The sequence below is a fragment of the Acinetobacter sp. WCHAc010034 genome, from assembly GCF_001696615.3.
GTDB lineage: Bacteria > Pseudomonadota > Gammaproteobacteria > Pseudomonadales > Moraxellaceae > Acinetobacter.
In genome coordinates, this window is record NZ_CP032279.1 from 612,812 (window position 1) to 627,062 (window position 14,251).

15 protein-coding genes are annotated in these 14,251 nt (G+C 51.1%); 11 read left to right on the forward strand and 4 right to left on the reverse strand.

What is annotated here, in order from left to right; translation table 11 throughout:
* The first annotated feature begins 16 nt into the window (after positions 1 to 16).
* The 6 genes from tolQ to pal all read left to right on the forward strand — a co-directional run bounded on the left by tolQ (position 17) and on the right by pal (position 5,227).
* Positions 17 to 715 (forward strand): protein TolQ, encoded by a 699-nt coding sequence (gene tolQ, locus BEN74_RS04335; protein WP_068913131.1) that lies wholly within the window; start codon positions 17 to 19, stop codon positions 713 to 715.
* Complete coding sequence (tolR, locus tag BEN74_RS04340) at positions 715 to 1,164, forward strand: protein TolR (RefSeq protein WP_068913133.1); 450 nt, start codon at positions 715 to 717, stop codon at positions 1,162 to 1,164. The genes tolQ and tolR overlap by 1 nt, the downstream gene beginning before the upstream one ends.
* 3 nt (positions 1,165 to 1,167) lie before the next feature.
* Entirely contained in the window at positions 1,168 to 2,553 is a 1,386-nt protein-coding gene (gene tolA, locus BEN74_RS04345; protein ID WP_068913136.1) for a cell envelope integrity protein TolA, read from the forward strand.
* Between the two features lie 76 nt (positions 2,554 to 2,629).
* On the forward strand, positions 2,630 to 3,142 hold the full coding sequence (locus tag BEN74_RS04350; RefSeq protein ID WP_068913139.1) for a TonB C-terminal domain-containing protein: 513 nt from the start codon (positions 2,630 to 2,632) through the stop codon (positions 3,140 to 3,142).
* Positions 3,143 to 3,340: 198 nt separating this feature from the next.
* Positions 3,341 to 4,624, forward strand: coding sequence for a Tol-Pal system beta propeller repeat protein TolB (tolB, locus tag BEN74_RS04355; RefSeq protein WP_162898216.1), 1,284 nt, complete (start codon positions 3,341 to 3,343; stop codon positions 4,622 to 4,624).
* A gap of 33 nt (positions 4,625 to 4,657) precedes the next feature.
* Positions 4,658 to 5,227: a peptidoglycan-associated lipoprotein Pal gene (gene pal, locus BEN74_RS04360; protein ID WP_068913143.1), complete on the forward strand. Its 570-nt coding sequence runs from the start codon at positions 4,658 to 4,660 to the stop codon at positions 5,225 to 5,227.
* Between the two features lie 78 nt (positions 5,228 to 5,305).
* Here pal and BEN74_RS04365 read toward each other — a convergent pair whose 3' ends face one another.
* Positions 5,306 to 5,497 (reverse strand): NF038105 family protein, encoded by a 192-nt coding sequence (locus tag BEN74_RS04365; protein ID WP_068913146.1) that lies wholly within the window; start codon positions 5,495 to 5,497, stop codon positions 5,306 to 5,308.
* Positions 5,498 to 5,682: 185 nt separating this feature from the next.
* On the opposite strand from BEN74_RS04365, the gene BEN74_RS04370 reads away from it, so the two are divergent.
* The 5 genes from BEN74_RS04370 to BEN74_RS04390 all read left to right on the forward strand — a co-directional run bounded on the left by BEN74_RS04370 (position 5,683) and on the right by BEN74_RS04390 (position 8,967).
* Positions 5,683 to 6,657, forward strand: a complete 975-nt coding sequence (locus tag BEN74_RS04370; protein WP_068913148.1) for a class 1 fructose-bisphosphatase — start codon at positions 5,683 to 5,685, stop codon at positions 6,655 to 6,657.
* A 49-nt stretch (positions 6,658 to 6,706) separates the two neighbouring features.
* Complete coding sequence (locus BEN74_RS04375) at positions 6,707 to 7,483, forward strand: TrmH family RNA methyltransferase (RefSeq protein WP_068913151.1); 777 nt, start codon at positions 6,707 to 6,709, stop codon at positions 7,481 to 7,483.
* Between the two features lie 158 nt (positions 7,484 to 7,641).
* Positions 7,642 to 8,256, forward strand: a complete 615-nt coding sequence (locus BEN74_RS04380) for an RNA polymerase sigma factor (protein ID WP_068913153.1) — start codon at positions 7,642 to 7,644, stop codon at positions 8,254 to 8,256.
* Positions 8,253 to 8,573, forward strand: a complete 321-nt coding sequence (locus BEN74_RS04385; protein ID WP_068913155.1) for a hypothetical protein — start codon at positions 8,253 to 8,255, stop codon at positions 8,571 to 8,573. The genes BEN74_RS04380 and BEN74_RS04385 overlap by 4 nt, the downstream gene beginning before the upstream one ends.
* The gene (locus BEN74_RS04390) at positions 8,563 to 8,967 is read left to right on the forward strand and encodes a DUF3106 domain-containing protein (RefSeq protein WP_068913158.1); all 405 of its coding nucleotides are present in this window, start codon (positions 8,563 to 8,565) and stop codon (positions 8,965 to 8,967) included. Before BEN74_RS04385 ends, BEN74_RS04390 begins: the two co-directional genes overlap by 11 nt.
* A 184-nt stretch (positions 8,968 to 9,151) precedes the next feature.
* On the opposite strand, the gene BEN74_RS04395 is transcribed toward BEN74_RS04390, so the two are convergent.
* The 3 genes from BEN74_RS04395 to hda all read right to left on the reverse strand — a co-directional run bounded on the left by BEN74_RS04395 (position 9,152) and on the right by hda (position 14,236).
* On the reverse strand, positions 9,152 to 11,569 hold the full coding sequence (locus BEN74_RS04395; RefSeq protein WP_068913160.1) for a CSLREA domain-containing protein: 2,418 nt from the start codon (positions 11,567 to 11,569) through the stop codon (positions 9,152 to 9,154).
* A 13-nt stretch (positions 11,570 to 11,582) separates the two neighbouring features.
* Positions 11,583 to 13,409 carry a rhombotarget A gene (rbtA, locus tag BEN74_RS04400; protein ID WP_068913162.1) on the reverse strand — a complete coding sequence of 609 codons (1,827 nt, stop codon included), beginning with the start codon at positions 13,407 to 13,409 and terminating at the stop codon, positions 11,583 to 11,585.
* A gap of 122 nt (positions 13,410 to 13,531) precedes the next feature.
* Positions 13,532 to 14,236, reverse strand: a complete 705-nt coding sequence (gene hda, locus BEN74_RS04405; protein ID WP_068913164.1) for a DnaA regulatory inactivator Hda — start codon at positions 14,234 to 14,236, stop codon at positions 13,532 to 13,534.
* Positions 14,237 to 14,251: the final 15 nt, after the last annotated feature.

A 14,251-nucleotide genomic window follows, 5' to 3' on the forward strand; every position in this document is an offset into this window, starting at 1 on the left:
CTGGCTTAATGTAACTATGGCAACGCAACTAGAATCAACCCTTCACGTATCAGATCTAATCTTACAAGCAAGTCCCGTGGTACAGCTGGTAATGCTTTTGCTTTTATTCGCCTCGCTGTACAGCTGGTATCTGATTGCCAAGTTGCATATGAGCTGCAAAAAGGCGCAGGCCGATGATGAACATTTTCAAAAAATCTTCTGGTCTGGCGCCGAATTAAACACCCTGTATAACAATGCGCAGCTCAACTCGAAGCGGGTTGGGCTGGAAGATATTTTTTACCAAGGCTTGGGCGAATTCTTCAAGCTGAAAAAGCGCAATGCCGCGCCTGCCCAAACTATTGACGGCACTGAACGCATTCTGCGCGTCAGCTTAAGCCGCGACCAGAGCAATCTGGAACAGGGCTTAGGCGCCTTGGCCAGCATTGGCTCGGTTGCGCCCTATGTCGGCTTATTCGGCACAGTCTGGGGCATTATGAACGCCTTTATTGGCCTGGCGGATGTAGACCAGGTGACGCTGGCGACTGTTGCTCCGGGCATTGCCGAGGCATTGATTGCGACAGCCATCGGCCTATTCGCTGCCATTCCGGCTGTACTGGCATTCAACCATTACACAGCCAAAGGCGAAAGCCTGTATGCAGACCGCGCCTTATTTGCGGAAGAAATGGTTGCCCTGCTGCAGCGCCAGTCATTAGGTTCTGATCAGGAACATGGCTGATGGCTATTAAACGCTCCGGGCGCTTCGAGCGCATTAAAAAGCCGCTGAAAAGCGAAATGAATGTCGTGCCGTATATTGACGTCATGCTGGTGCTTTTGGTGATTTTCATGGTCACAGCGCCGATGATCACCACTGGCGTTAAAGTCGACCTGCCGCAAGCCAACAGCAGCCCAATTCAGTCTGAAGACCGCCCTGCCATTGTGACCTTGGAAGCAGACGGCAGCATTCGCCTGGAAGACAGCACCCATAAAAATGAAGCGCTGTCTTTAGAAGAGCTTAAAGCTGCGCTGACCGATGCGCAGACTCAGGCGCAGGACGATCAGAAACAGCTGAGTGTCCTGATCAATGGCAGTGAATCCCGTCCTTATGGTGAAGTCATTAAGCTAATGTCTGCACTGCAGGATGCAGGACTTTCACAAGTGGGACTGCTGACAGAGCCTTTAAAGTAACTTATGAAAGATTTTAAAAAGCCGCCTTTTAAACAAAAAGCGATTGCAATTGGCTTCACCGCAGGTGTGCATGTCATTGCGGTTGTGGGCTTGCTTTATCTTGGCATGAGCAAACCGCCTGAACCGCCAAAGCAGATTAAAACCGTACTGATCAAGCCGGAAGATTTAAAGCCGGTCACGCGCGAAGAAACCCCGTTTAATGAAACAGCGCATGAAAATGCGGCGGAAGAAATTACCCAGACTGCGGAACCCAGCATAGAACCTGCGCCGGTGATTCCGGCAGTTCCTGTCCCTGCTCCGGCGCCTCAAAAGCCGGATACTGCCAAGCTGGATGCACAAAAAGCCGCGCAGCAGGCCAAAGCGGCGGAACGCCAAGCCGCCGATGAGGCAAAACGCGCCGAGCAAAAGCGCAAGGCGGACGAAGCAGCGCGGTTAAAAGCGCAGGCAGATGCAAAAGCCAAGGCGGATGCGCAGGCTAAGGCCAATGCTGAAGCAGCTCAGCGCAAAGCCGCAGCGGATGCTAAGGCCCGGGCAGACGCAAAAGCCAAAGCCAGCGCAGAAGCCAAACGCAGAGCCGATTTGGAAGCCAGACGCCAAGCTGAAAATGCGAAATTGAAAGCGCAGCAGGATGCCAAGGCAAATGCCGAAGCGAAACGCATCGCCGATGCCAAAGCCGCTGCGCAGGTGAAGGCCAACGCGCAAGCCAAGGCCAATGCTGAAGCAGCTAAACGCAAAGCGGAAGCTGATGCTAAAGCCCGGGTAGACGCAAAAGCCAAAGCAGATGCGCAGGCGAAAGCCAATGCCCAAGCTAAGGCAAATGCCGAAGCCGCTGCGCAGGTGAAGGCCAACGCGCAAGCTAAGGCGAATGCCGAGGCAGCTAAACGCAAAGCGGAAGCTGATGCTAAAGCCAAAGCAGATGCGCAGGCGAAAGCCAATGCCCAAGCTAAGGCGAATGCTGAAGCGGCTAAGCGTAAAGCGGAAGCTGATGCTAAAGCCCGGGCGGATGCTAAGGCTAAAGCAGACGCTGAAGCGCGTGAACGCGCTGCTGAAGAAGCCAAAGCATCTTCAGCTAAAAAAGCCGCTGAAGAAGCCGCGCAGAAAAAAGCTGAAGCCAAAAGAATTGCTTCTACAGCCAAGCGTGACTTTGAAAGCAGAATCAAGCGCGCCTGGGATACTCCAACAGGCTCAACCGGTAAAACAGCAACTGCCCGCATCTCTTTAACTGAAAGCGGAGCCGTCCGTTCGGTTGTTGTTACATCCAGCGACCCGGATATGAAAGCCAGCATTGAAGCGGCCGTCCGCAGTGCTGCGCCCTACCCAATGCCGTCAGACCCGGATGCCCGCCGTGAAGCCATGAGTATGACTTCAACTTTCAGATCTTCAAATTAAAGCAAAATACCTTCTGATCCGTCAGAGGGTATTTTTTATTATGCCCGCCTCTTTCATGACATAGGCCATTTTTAGCATGCTTCAATTCAAACAATTTATTGCGCCTTGCGTTTTTTTCATTGCAGCTGGAACCGCTGCGCAAACACAGCAAGCCCATAACGCACCCGCCGCCGCGCAGGAAACAGCAAACGCTGCCCATGACTTTCCCGCTGGAACTGCAGCGAAAGCTAAAACGCCAGACCCAAGCGCTGAATTGAAAAGGGCAACAGCCAAAAGAGCAGCTGAAGCGGACGCAGCAAAAAAATCTGAAGTGAAAAAAATCGCATCCAGCAGTCAGCGGGAAATTCAGCAGAAAATATTCCGCAGCTGGCAGGTTCCGGAAGGCTCAGCCGGCTTGGACGCAAGGGCGCGGATTGTATTAACTGATACCGGCAATGTTCAGTCCATTGTAGTGATGGGTGCGCCGAATGCAGCATTTAAAAACAGCATAGAGAAAGCTGTTCGGCAGGCCGAGCCTTTTGCCATGCCGGAAGACCCCGGCGCGAGGCGCGCTGCCCGCCTGATCCATATCCGCTTTGCTGCCAAATAAAAAGCAGGAACAGGCAAGGCCCGCTCAGGCTGAGTTTTTTAAGCAGGCCTTAAAAATAAACTGCGTTGCCGCGGCCGCATTTTCACAGTCGGATAACAGTTTCTTCATAATCTTGTGCTTTAATTATTTTAAAAACATGCCATTATGTGACACATTCACAGCAACAAGAATTCATAGATTTAGAGTATTCAGCGAATGATGGAAATGACGCGAAAACATCTGCTCTGCTTAGCTGTTTTAACAGCCTTAAGTCCTGTTTTAATCAGCCAATCGCATGCGCAGCTGCATTTGGAGATTACCAAAGCGCCCGAAGAAGCGCCTAAAATTGCGATCATGCCGTTCAGCAATGACCAGACCCTTTACCCGATTATTGAAAATGACTTAAACCGCTCCGGAAAATTCAGCAGCGCCTCTAAAAACCTGCCTGCCACGGCCGCGCTGAATACGCCGAATGCTGAAGCATGGCAAGCTGCCGGCGTACCCTATGTGGTGACAGGCGCAATGAAGCCGGCGGCTGACGGTTCATTTGAAGTGCACTATCAGCTGTATGATGTGCAGAAAAAACAGTATTTGCTGAATGAGCTGCTGACCGTGCCGGCTTCCCGCACGCGCCAGGCGGCGCATATGATCAGTGACGCGATTTATCAGGCACTGACCGGCATTGCCGGAGATTTCAGCGGGCGCATTGCCTACGTGCTGCGCAATCCTGCAACGCCGGATCAGCGCTATACCCTGCAAATTGCGGATACCGACGGCGAACAGCCGCGAACGGTTTTAACATCGCGCGATCCTATTCTATCCCCGGCCTGGACGCCGGATGCCAAGAAAATCGCCTATGTGTCTTTTGAAACCAAGCGCCCGGCCATCTATATTCAGGACTTGGCTACAGGCGGGCGTGAAAAATTAGCCAGCTTCCGCGGCCTGAACGGCGCGCCAAGCTTTTCCCCAGACGGCAAGAGCATGCTGTTCACCGCATCCATGCACGGCAATCCTGAAATCTATCAAATGGATCTGGACAGCCGCCAGCTGCAGCGCATGACCAGCGACAGCGCGATTGATACTGAAGCGCGCTATGCGCCAGACGGCCAATCCTTTATTTACACCTCTGACCGCGGCGGTTCGCCGCAGATTTACCGCTACAGCTTTGCAGACGGCAGCGCCAAGCGCTTGACCTTCCGCGGCGGATTCAACGCCCGCGGCACCTTAAGCGCCGACGGCAAAAAGCTGGCATTGGTGCACCGCCCTAGCGGCAGCAGCTACAAAGTCGCTGTGCAGAATCTGGACTCCGGCGTCACCAACATTCTGACGCCAACCAGCCTGGATGAATCTCCAAGCTTCTCGCCTAATGGGCAGATGGTGGTCTATGCAACGCGCGAAAATAACCGCGGCCTGCTGTCCATCATGTCTTTAGACGGGCGTTTCCGCATGAACCTGCCAAGTGAGCAAGGTGAAGTCCGCGAACCGGCTTGGGCGCCTAAATAACTTAAGAACAAATCAACCTTCATGGAGATAAAGATGAAAGCTGTAAAATTATTCGCACTTCCAGTATTGGCTGCGGCTGTCATCATGACCGGCTGCGCAAACCGCAAACCCACTGCTCCTGTCGACGCGACTCAAAACCCGATCGGCGCTTCAACCGTAAACACCGAAGGCCTCAGTGAAGATGCAGCGCTGAACGCGCAAAACCTTGCCGGCGCATCCGCTAAAGGCGTGACGGCTGCCAATAAGGCGTTCCTGGCCAAGCGCGTCGTGCACTTCAACTATGACAGCAGCGAACTGTCAAATGAAGACCTGCAAACGCTGCAGGCGCATGCGCAGTTCCTTGTCGCCAATGCCAGCTCACGCGTTGCCCTGACCGGCCATACCGATGAACGTGGCACCCGCGAATACAACATGGCGCTGGGCGAACGCCGCGCCAAAGCGGTGGAAAGCTTCCTTGTCACCAGCGGCGTCAGCGCGACTCAACTGGAAGCAGTCAGCTATGGCAAGGAAATGCCAATCAACCCGGGCCATGATGAAAATGCCTGGAAAGAAAACCGCCGCGTAGAAATCAACTATGAAGCCGTTCCGCCGCTGCTGAAATAATCCATGCCCGCAGCGGCTGCCGTACAGGCATTAAAAAAGCACTCTCCATGAGTGCTTTTTTAATGCCTTTGATTCAGCTTATTCAGGTTTTTCTTCCGGAGCATCTTTAGCGCTTTGCATGGATTCAATTAAATCATGCTTATTGAACTTTTTATACTCTGGCTTAGACTCATAGCTGCTCCAAGCTTCCTTCACTTTATCCTTGGAAATTTCGTCTAAATTCAAACCTTCACTCGGTGTTGGAGTCGCATCAAATTTTTGCGTAGTCATTGTTGTGCTCCTGATCATCCACTCTATTTTCTGCTTTCAACATAGCATGTTCCTCAGGACTTGCAAGGGCAAAATCACGGCAAACGGTGCGGTTTAATTTTTCTTTTAGCGCATTCTCATCTAAAATACAGGGTTATTCAATTCCGATCATTTTTGACCGTTTTTATTTTTGGAGCCTTCCAGTCATGTCACACTTAAGCCTATCCCAATTCCTACAACAACAAAGCGGAAATTTAACCCCTGAACTAGCGCAAGTAGTTGAAACAATTGCTAATACATGCAAAGACATTGATCAATTGCTGCAAAAAGGCGCTTTAGCGGGTGTACTGGGCAGTGCGCAGCATGAAAATGTTCAGGGCGAAGAGCAGAAAAAGCTGGATGTGATTTCAAATGACTATTTAATTGATGCCCTGAAAGCGCATCCAAATGTCGGCGGCCTGGCTTCAGAAGAATTGGATGATTTCACTCCGGCGCAAGAAAACGGCCAATATCTGGTTCTGTTTGACCCATTAGACGGTTCAAGCAATATTGACATCAATATGTGCGTCGGCACCATTTTTTCCATCCTGCCGGCAAAAAATGCCGTGACGCAAGCTGAAGATTTCATGCAGCCGGGCGTCAATCAGGCCGCTGCCGGCTACGTGCTTTACGGCCCGTCAACTATGATGGCTTTGACTGTAGGCGCTGGCGTGGTGTTCTTTACCTTTGATCCTGAATCCAAAGAATTCCTGCTGACTTCTGAAAGCATTCAAGTCGCCGCCGACACCAAAGAATATGCGATCAATGCATCCAACCAGCGCCACTGGGAACAGCCGGTTAAGCGCTATGTCGATGAACTGCTTGCCGGCAAAACTGGCCCGCGTGAAAAAGACTTCAACATGCGCTGGGTGGCATGCATGGTCGGCGATATTCACCGCATCCTGTGCCGCAGCGGCATCTTCATGTATCCATACGATTTGAAAGACCCGAAAAAAGCCGGCCGCCTGCGCCTGATGTACGAAGCCAATCCTATGAGCATGCTGATGGAGCAGGCTGGCGGCGCGTCAACGACTGGCCGTGTGCGCATTCTTGACATTCAGCCGGCTGAGCTGCATCAGCGCGTTCCAGTCATCATCGGCTCTAAAAACGAAGTTGAACTCGTAACCAGCTATCACAACTAATCTTTTAAACGGCGGTCAGCCCAGCGGACCGCCGTGGACTTTATCCCCCATGTCAACTATTTTTCTTGAGTCTAAAGACAACCCGAAAATCAAGCATTTGCGCGGCTTAATCGAACAGAACGCTCACCGCAAGAAACACGGCCAAACGGTTCTTGAAGGAACGCATTTGTGCCTTGCATGGCTGCAGGAAAACAGAAAAATCAATTCTATTTTCACCACAGAACATGCGCTGGAACATCCCGACTTTGAAGAAATTCTAAGCGTATATACGGGCCATGTTTTTGTTATCGGCGAATCGCTCTATAAGGATTTAAGCACGCTGGGCACGACTTTAGCCTGCTTAGCCATTGTAGATTTGCCCACTTCACGCCAAGCGCTGAAATTTGATGAAGACACGCTGATTCTGGAAAATATCCAGGATCCGGGCAATGTCGGCACTTTGCTGCGTTCAGCGGCGGCGGCGGGCATCAAGCAGGTAGTCTGCACCAAAGGCTCTGCATCCTTATGGTCGCCGCGCGTGCTGCGTGCAGGCATGGGCGCGCATTTCTCTTTGCAGACCTATGAAAATATCGCGCTGGAAGACTGCCTGGAACGCTTTGAAATTCCTGTTTATGTCACCAGTTCACACCGCGCTGCCAGCCTGTATTCAAAAGACTTGAGCAAAGCCTGCGTCTGGATTCTGGGCAATGAAGGCCAAGGCGTCAGCGACTATGCGCTTGCGCATGCAGAAGCTGTTTCCATTCCGCAGCCAGGCGGCCAGGAATCCTTGAATGTGGCGATTGCCGGCTCTGTGTGCTTCTTTGAAATGGTGCGCCAGCGCCTTTAAATCGTTATTTTATTTTAACTGGGCCCGCCCAGTTAAAAAAATAGATTAAACTATAAAAATAACAAGTTGTTTGTCAACCAAACCATCGTTTCCAGCGTTATTGTGGGTATGAACTTGGAAATGATGGTGGGTATCCAATGACAGGATTTTCCATCTCTATGGATTTAGCGCCAAAACAGTCCAATGCGGCAGATGCGAGTGTTTTAAAAAGCACGGCTGAATCTCGCCTGAAAAACTTCATGCTCGAAGTCACTGGACGCGCCTTGGTAATGATGGAAAGCGCAACCCAAAACCAGCATGGCATGGCCATGGATCTGGTTCAGGAAGCCTTCATCTCGCTGCATAAATCTTATGCGGATAAATCCACTGAAGAATGGTATCCCCTGTTCTACACCATCCTGAACAACAAGCTGCAGGATTGGCGCCGCAAAGAGGCCCGCCGCGCTCAGCCCTTTTCTTTTTTTAGAAAAGTCAGCCTGGAAGAGGATGACATTGAGCTGAATGATGTGGTGGATGAATCTACGCCCAACCCTTTTGAGCTTATAGACCAGGCCGTAACCGCTGAAGAAATTCAGGAAGCCATTGCGCAGCTGCCTGCAAGGCAGCAGCAGGCTTTCATGCTGCGGGCTTGGGAAGGTTTTGATACGCATACCACCGCGCAGATTATGAACTGCACTGAAGGCAGCGTGAAAACGCATTATCACCGCGCTATACAGGGCTTGCGCGCCTCTTTAGCGCATTTGAATCCACACCTGGGAGGGTCATCCGAATGAAGCAAGATGATTTCTTAAAGCAAGTAACTTCCAAACTTGATGGACTCGCACAGCGCCATGAACGCAAGGCCGCTGTGATGAATAATGTTCTTGAAGAAATTCATCAACGTGAAACATCACGCTACGGTCTGTGGAAAATGTCCAGCTTTGCTTTAGCAGCCGCCATAGCAGGCTTTGTCGTGCTGCCGAATTCAGTCACGCTGAATGAAAAACCGCAAAATCAAGTTGTATCAGCGCCTAAACTTTCGCCGCAGATGGTGGAAGATTTAGAAATGCTCATGGTCTTAGGCGAGGACAAAGTTCCGCATGGCAGCTAAAAAGTTGGCAATCGCTTTTTGCGCATTCAGTTTTCTGCAAACCAGTTTCGCAGGCTTTGAGCGCTTCTGGATTTTTTCTAAAGATGCAGATACTCAGGTGAATGAAACATGGGACTCCCTATCCGATACTGAACAGGCAGCGCTGATCAAGCGCTATCAGTCGCTGAAAGAAATTCCAGCGGAACAGAGCGTCAGCCTGCAGCAGCGCATGGACTGGTTTAACCAGCTGCCGGACGCAGAAAAGCAGAAAATGCGTGAAACCTGGCAAAAGATGAGCAGCCAGGAGCGCAGGGAACTTGCTCAGCGCCTGCAGAAAGCAGCGCCGGATGAGCGCAGCGCAATCCGCGAAGAATACATCAATAAATACTTAAAGCCTGCAACGGCTGAGTATTAATCGCTCCAAAAAATCTGAAGCATTTTAAATACTGGGCTGGCCGCAGCTCAGTATTGGTTTTCAGCAGGCATTAATTCAGCAGCAACATCCAGCCGCCCCCCTATCCGCTTTTAATCCGCCGGCAAAATAAAAAGCCCCTGCAAACAGGGGCCTTCTATCACCGGCTTATTCTTAATCTGCTGGCTTACCGCTGCGGCGCATATTTGCGCATTCTAAAGCAAGCCAATCCGGCTAAGGCTAAAATGCCAAATATTCCAGCGGAACCGCCGCCGCTTGAGCTGGAATTGGTGTCCTTGGCAGTATTGAGCAAATTGATATCTGCTGAAGCGGAACTTTTGCCTTCCGAGTCAAAAACAGTGTATTTCACTTCATAGGAAAACTGGCTGAAATTATTCTTGGCAGCGAACTCCAGCGTCCCGCCATAGCATGTATCCTGCTCATACCCGTTTGGACATGGGCCGCTGTATTGCGCCTTAAAGTCCAGTCCGGCAGGAATGCTGTCAAAATGAATCGGAATATCTTTGCCGTCTTCATTCTTATGCCACAGCGCCTTGCCTGCCGGCAATTGAGATGCAGGGCCATCACCGCCGTCACTGTCATTTTCCAAGGGATTTGCCCGGACAGTTAAGCTGTTTTCCGGGCTCAGCGCATATTGGTCATTCACGGCAATTGGCGCAATATTCTGAAATTCGCCTTTTAAAATGCCTGAAGATTCCGCCCGGCTTCCCGCCTTTTCCTTCAAGGTGTATTGGCAGTATGCAAGCTGGCCCAGACTAGTCGCTCCGCCGCCTGTGCGGTACATCAGGATTTTGTTTAAAGCGGAATCCCATCGGCAGACTAAATCCGCAGCATCCCCTTTCAGCACCGGCTTGCCTGCACTGTCCACCTTCAGCTCTGTGCCGATGCCTATGGCTTTAACCGCCACATCATAATTTTCCGCATTCAGCAGCTTATACTTTCTTTCTTCCGAACTGCCTACATTGACTTCCTGCGGCAAAGCCAGCACAAATGGATCAATATAGATTGCGCGGTAAATCAGATTATTCTTGAGCTTGTCCAGATACAGCTCAGCGGCTTGCAAATCCGCCTGATTGGCTGTTTTATATTCCTGACGGTCAGGGTCAGTAATATCCGCCTTAAACCCATCAATCACGCCCTGCAAGTCACTCAGCATTTTTTTCTGCGAAGGATTATTCAAGGTATCGGAATCCGCAGCGCTGAATTTCAGCAGCTCTACAGAACCGATGTCGCATGAGTTGCGCTGATCAGGGCTCAGGATTAACGCCGCATCCGCAATGCGGGCAATGCCGCGCTGATCATATTTAGAACATGCGCTTGTGCCGACATTCACCAGGCTGGCGCCTTGCGTCCCGGCTTTCGGATAGTACAAAGGCAAATACTGATTATACACAGACGCATTTTGCAGGCCGGTCAGTAAGCTGTACATGGCAATATTGGAAACATCCAGATTCTTATAGCTGTCAGCTGCATCTGCCAGCGCTTTGGCCGGCAGTATGCAGGACTCATTTTCCAGCTCCAGAGCGTTGTTAAAGGCTCTGATCGGCACAGCATCATCAGGCTCCTGATTATTCAGATAGCGGCATGACTTGCCTGCGCCGTTATAGGCCAGCACATTGTAGGAAAGGCTTTTGACCGCATTTGAATCATAGTAAAAAGCGCTGTAAGCAGCGTTATCCACTATCGTGTTGCTGCTGAAAGTCAGGGAGGAATACGGGCTTAGGCGCTCAATTCCATCAGATACTGCGCGCAAAATGCTTCCTTCATCAGCATCTGCCGTATTTTCGGCGATAGTATTCGCTTCCAGAACCGCGTCAATGCTGCCGCAGAAATCCATGGCGCTGAGGCTGTCAGGCGCGCCATTGCGGATGATGCTGCTCTGCGCAATGCTGATCACCGGCTTATTGTCTTTCATATTGCCCAAGCAGCTCATCGCCAGCACACTGCCTTTCGGCGCGGCGTTATTTTCAATTCTGCTGCTGCTGATATTGATTTCTTTATTCGCATCCAGCGCAACCGCATAGATGGCGCCGCCGGCTTTGCCGGCTTTTGAATCGGTAACCGCGCCGCGCTTAATGGAAAAATTCCCGCCGGCGTATACAGCGCCGCCGTAATCCTTAGCATAGCCATTTTTTAAAGCAATATCCTGCAGCTGCACATCCGCCCGAGTCGCTGCCGTGTTGAAAAGGCGCGAGTCAGCGTTTTTGGATGCGATAACCGTTTTTATCTCTTCATATGCCGGGTAGGCATCTGTAAATGCGCTTTTGGCTTCATAGTTATTGCGGCTTTTCCCTAAAATCCGCACAGAAGACTCCGGGCTTAGCTCCCCCCGGGTTAAAAGATAGGCGCCAGCCTGCAGCTCAATCACATCGGTCTGCCCCAAGCCTGTTCTGCCTGCACTGCAGCCGCCAAATGAAGTATTTTTCTGGGCTGCAATAATCGCTTCGCGCAGCGAACAGTGGCTTGAATTTTCCCCGGCTTCGTCATCAAAGGTGGTGACATAAATTGGCTTGCTGTCCGCCGCCATCAACGACATGGCAGACAGAACCATCAAGCACAGCAGTCCTTTTTTATATTGTTTCATCGCTTGTCCCTAATTATTTTTTGAATCGGCGCAGGCCCAATAAGCCGAATAAGGCAGCCAGGCTATATGCGCCCAAAGCGCCTCCTGAGGTTTCGACTGTTTTGCTTTCCATTGCATTGTCCGGCTCTTGCTTAACCGTCACCCGCGCGCTGAGGTACTTCGCTTCCACAGGGCTATTAAAGCGCGTAGAGGAAGTAATGATTTGAATTTCAAAATCATCTGTGCCATGCCAGCTGCCGTTCGGCGTATAGGTCAGGCCGCCGTCCAGATTAAGCTCGGTCCGGCCTTTGGATACAGTTTCCTTCTGCTTGATTTTCAGGCATCCATCCTGCCACGGCGTTCCCGCCGGATTTGGCCCGGCCACCGCATTGCACTGCTCTTTAGGAATCAAGTCGCTGTCGCCTAAAGATTCCAGAATATTCAGCTGGACGATTTCACCGGGCTTAATGTCTTTGCCCAGCTTTGAAATACTGGCTGGCACGGCAATTTCCACTGCGCCGCGGTCGCACCAGAGGTTATCCGCCAAGCGCGCAGTCCCGCGCTGATCGGCAGGTTCGCAGTAGACAAAGTTCGCATTGCCATTGGCCAAAGTCTGGCCTTTGTTTAAAATTGGGCTGGAAAACACATTGGCATAGCTGAGCAGCATGCGCGGGCGCAAATAGCCGAGAAAAGCCTTTGCAGGCACGGCATAAGGGCAGAATAAAGAACTGCCGTCCTGCAGCAGATTGCTGCATGCGCCTTCATCTTCGCCGGCAATCACGTCCGGGCCCTGCAGAACTGTATTTTGATTTGCGCTGGCGCCAACCGGGCAGTCCGGCTGCGAAACCAGATTGTTGAATAGAATGCTCTTATCTGCAGATGCGCCTTCAGCTCCGCAATCTCTGGCTTCGCCGGCAGTGCCGTTGCCAATCACCACGCTGTTGGCAAGATAGCCGCGCCCTTCAGGCGCATCAAACATAACGCCGCCGGCATTTTTGATAATGCTCAGGTTATTCAAGCCAATGCCGTCTTTGAGATTTACCGCATAGCCGTTATTTTTAAAAAATGTACTGTTGACCAGAATATTCAGCCGGGATGGAAACACCAGTTTTGAGCTGTCGGCTGCAGCGTTCAAAGTGTAAACTACCGCCCCGCCTGAGCTGCTGGCATTGCGCAGGAAAACAGAATGATAAATTTTAAAGCCGGGCGCCAGCGAATAAATAGCGCCACCGTCTTGCGCGCTATTGTTTTCAAGCAGCGAATTCTGCAGCGTCACGCTACCCGCAGTCACAGCCGCGTCTGCTGAAAAACTGGCGTTATAGATTGCTCCGCCTAAATTTGCGAAGCCATTCAGCAATTTAACGGTTTCCAGCGTTAAAGTTTCATTGTTGTAAATTATGCCGCCCTGAGCTGCGCAAATACTTTTTTTACAGCCCTGAAAGGTGATTTCCTTCATGCTGACTTTAACCGGAACTTGGTCATTGTTGTCAATATGAAAGATTTGATCCTGGCCGGCCATTTCAATCACTGCATTATTCAGGCCAGCCACCGCCTGTTCCATGACGGAGCTATCATACAGCGTCTTGATGTCCATGGCCGCTTTAATGCTGATTTTCTTGTCCAGCCTGTAGACTTTGTTTTTTTCCAGCACAATCACAGCAGACGCGCCTTTGCCGCCGCAGCCCATATAGCCTGCTTCCGGCCGGTCTGCTTCCGCTAAATTAAGATATTCAACTGCCTCGCGAAGCGAACATTCCTTGTCATCCTTCACAGCATCTGCAGTGGTGGTCACCGCAATTTCAGCGCTGTAAGCATGCCCTGCAAAACACAGCATGCCAATGCCTATGCTCCGTTTGAGCATAACCTTCTCCTTGTCTCTTTTTTTATTTCTTTTTCTATTCTTTCGCCGCACATTCCCTGCAGCATCGAATTATTTCGTGTACTTTGTCATAGCTTGAATAATTACTCAAGAATTTTTATAGTTTACTGATACTCATCAATTAAGGCGTAAATCTGACGCAACGCAGCGTTGCTCAGCTTGGTTTTTTCGCCTTTCAGCAGCTGAATCAGCTGCTCCAGCGTCTGCAGCAGCACCGAAGCCTGATGCGGGCCATGCAGCAGCAGATAGTCAATAATCTGCGGATCAATATGAATGCCGCGCCGCGCCAGCACCGATGTGACCAGCGCCTGCCGGTCGGCATACAGGCTGCCGGTCGGCACTTTGACGCTGACCGCCTGCGTCAGGCGTGACTGCAAATCCGGCAATTCCAGCTTCAGTTCGATGGGGGCAAAGCGCGATGAAAAGACCAGCTGGCCGCCGCCTTCATTATTGCAATTGATTAAATGGAATACCGCGCGCTGCCAGTGCGGCACACCGCTGATGGCCTCAATATCATCCAAAGCGACTAAGTCATACTGGTCTAAAGCGCTGATGGCTTCAATTGGCGCATCCAGCAGCTCAAGCAGGGAAACCTGGATTGCTGACTTGCCGATTTCAAGATATGAGTCGCAAATTGCAGACAGCAGATGGCTTTTGCCCGTGCCGGCGCCGCCGTAAATATAGAAGCGGCTTATCAGGCCGGCATGCAATTGGCGCACCGCATCAATCACATGCCCCCAGCCCGGTCCGGAAAAATCGCTGATTCGGGCATCCAGCCGGGGTTCAATATCTAACTGCAATTGACGCATATATATGTTTTGGCC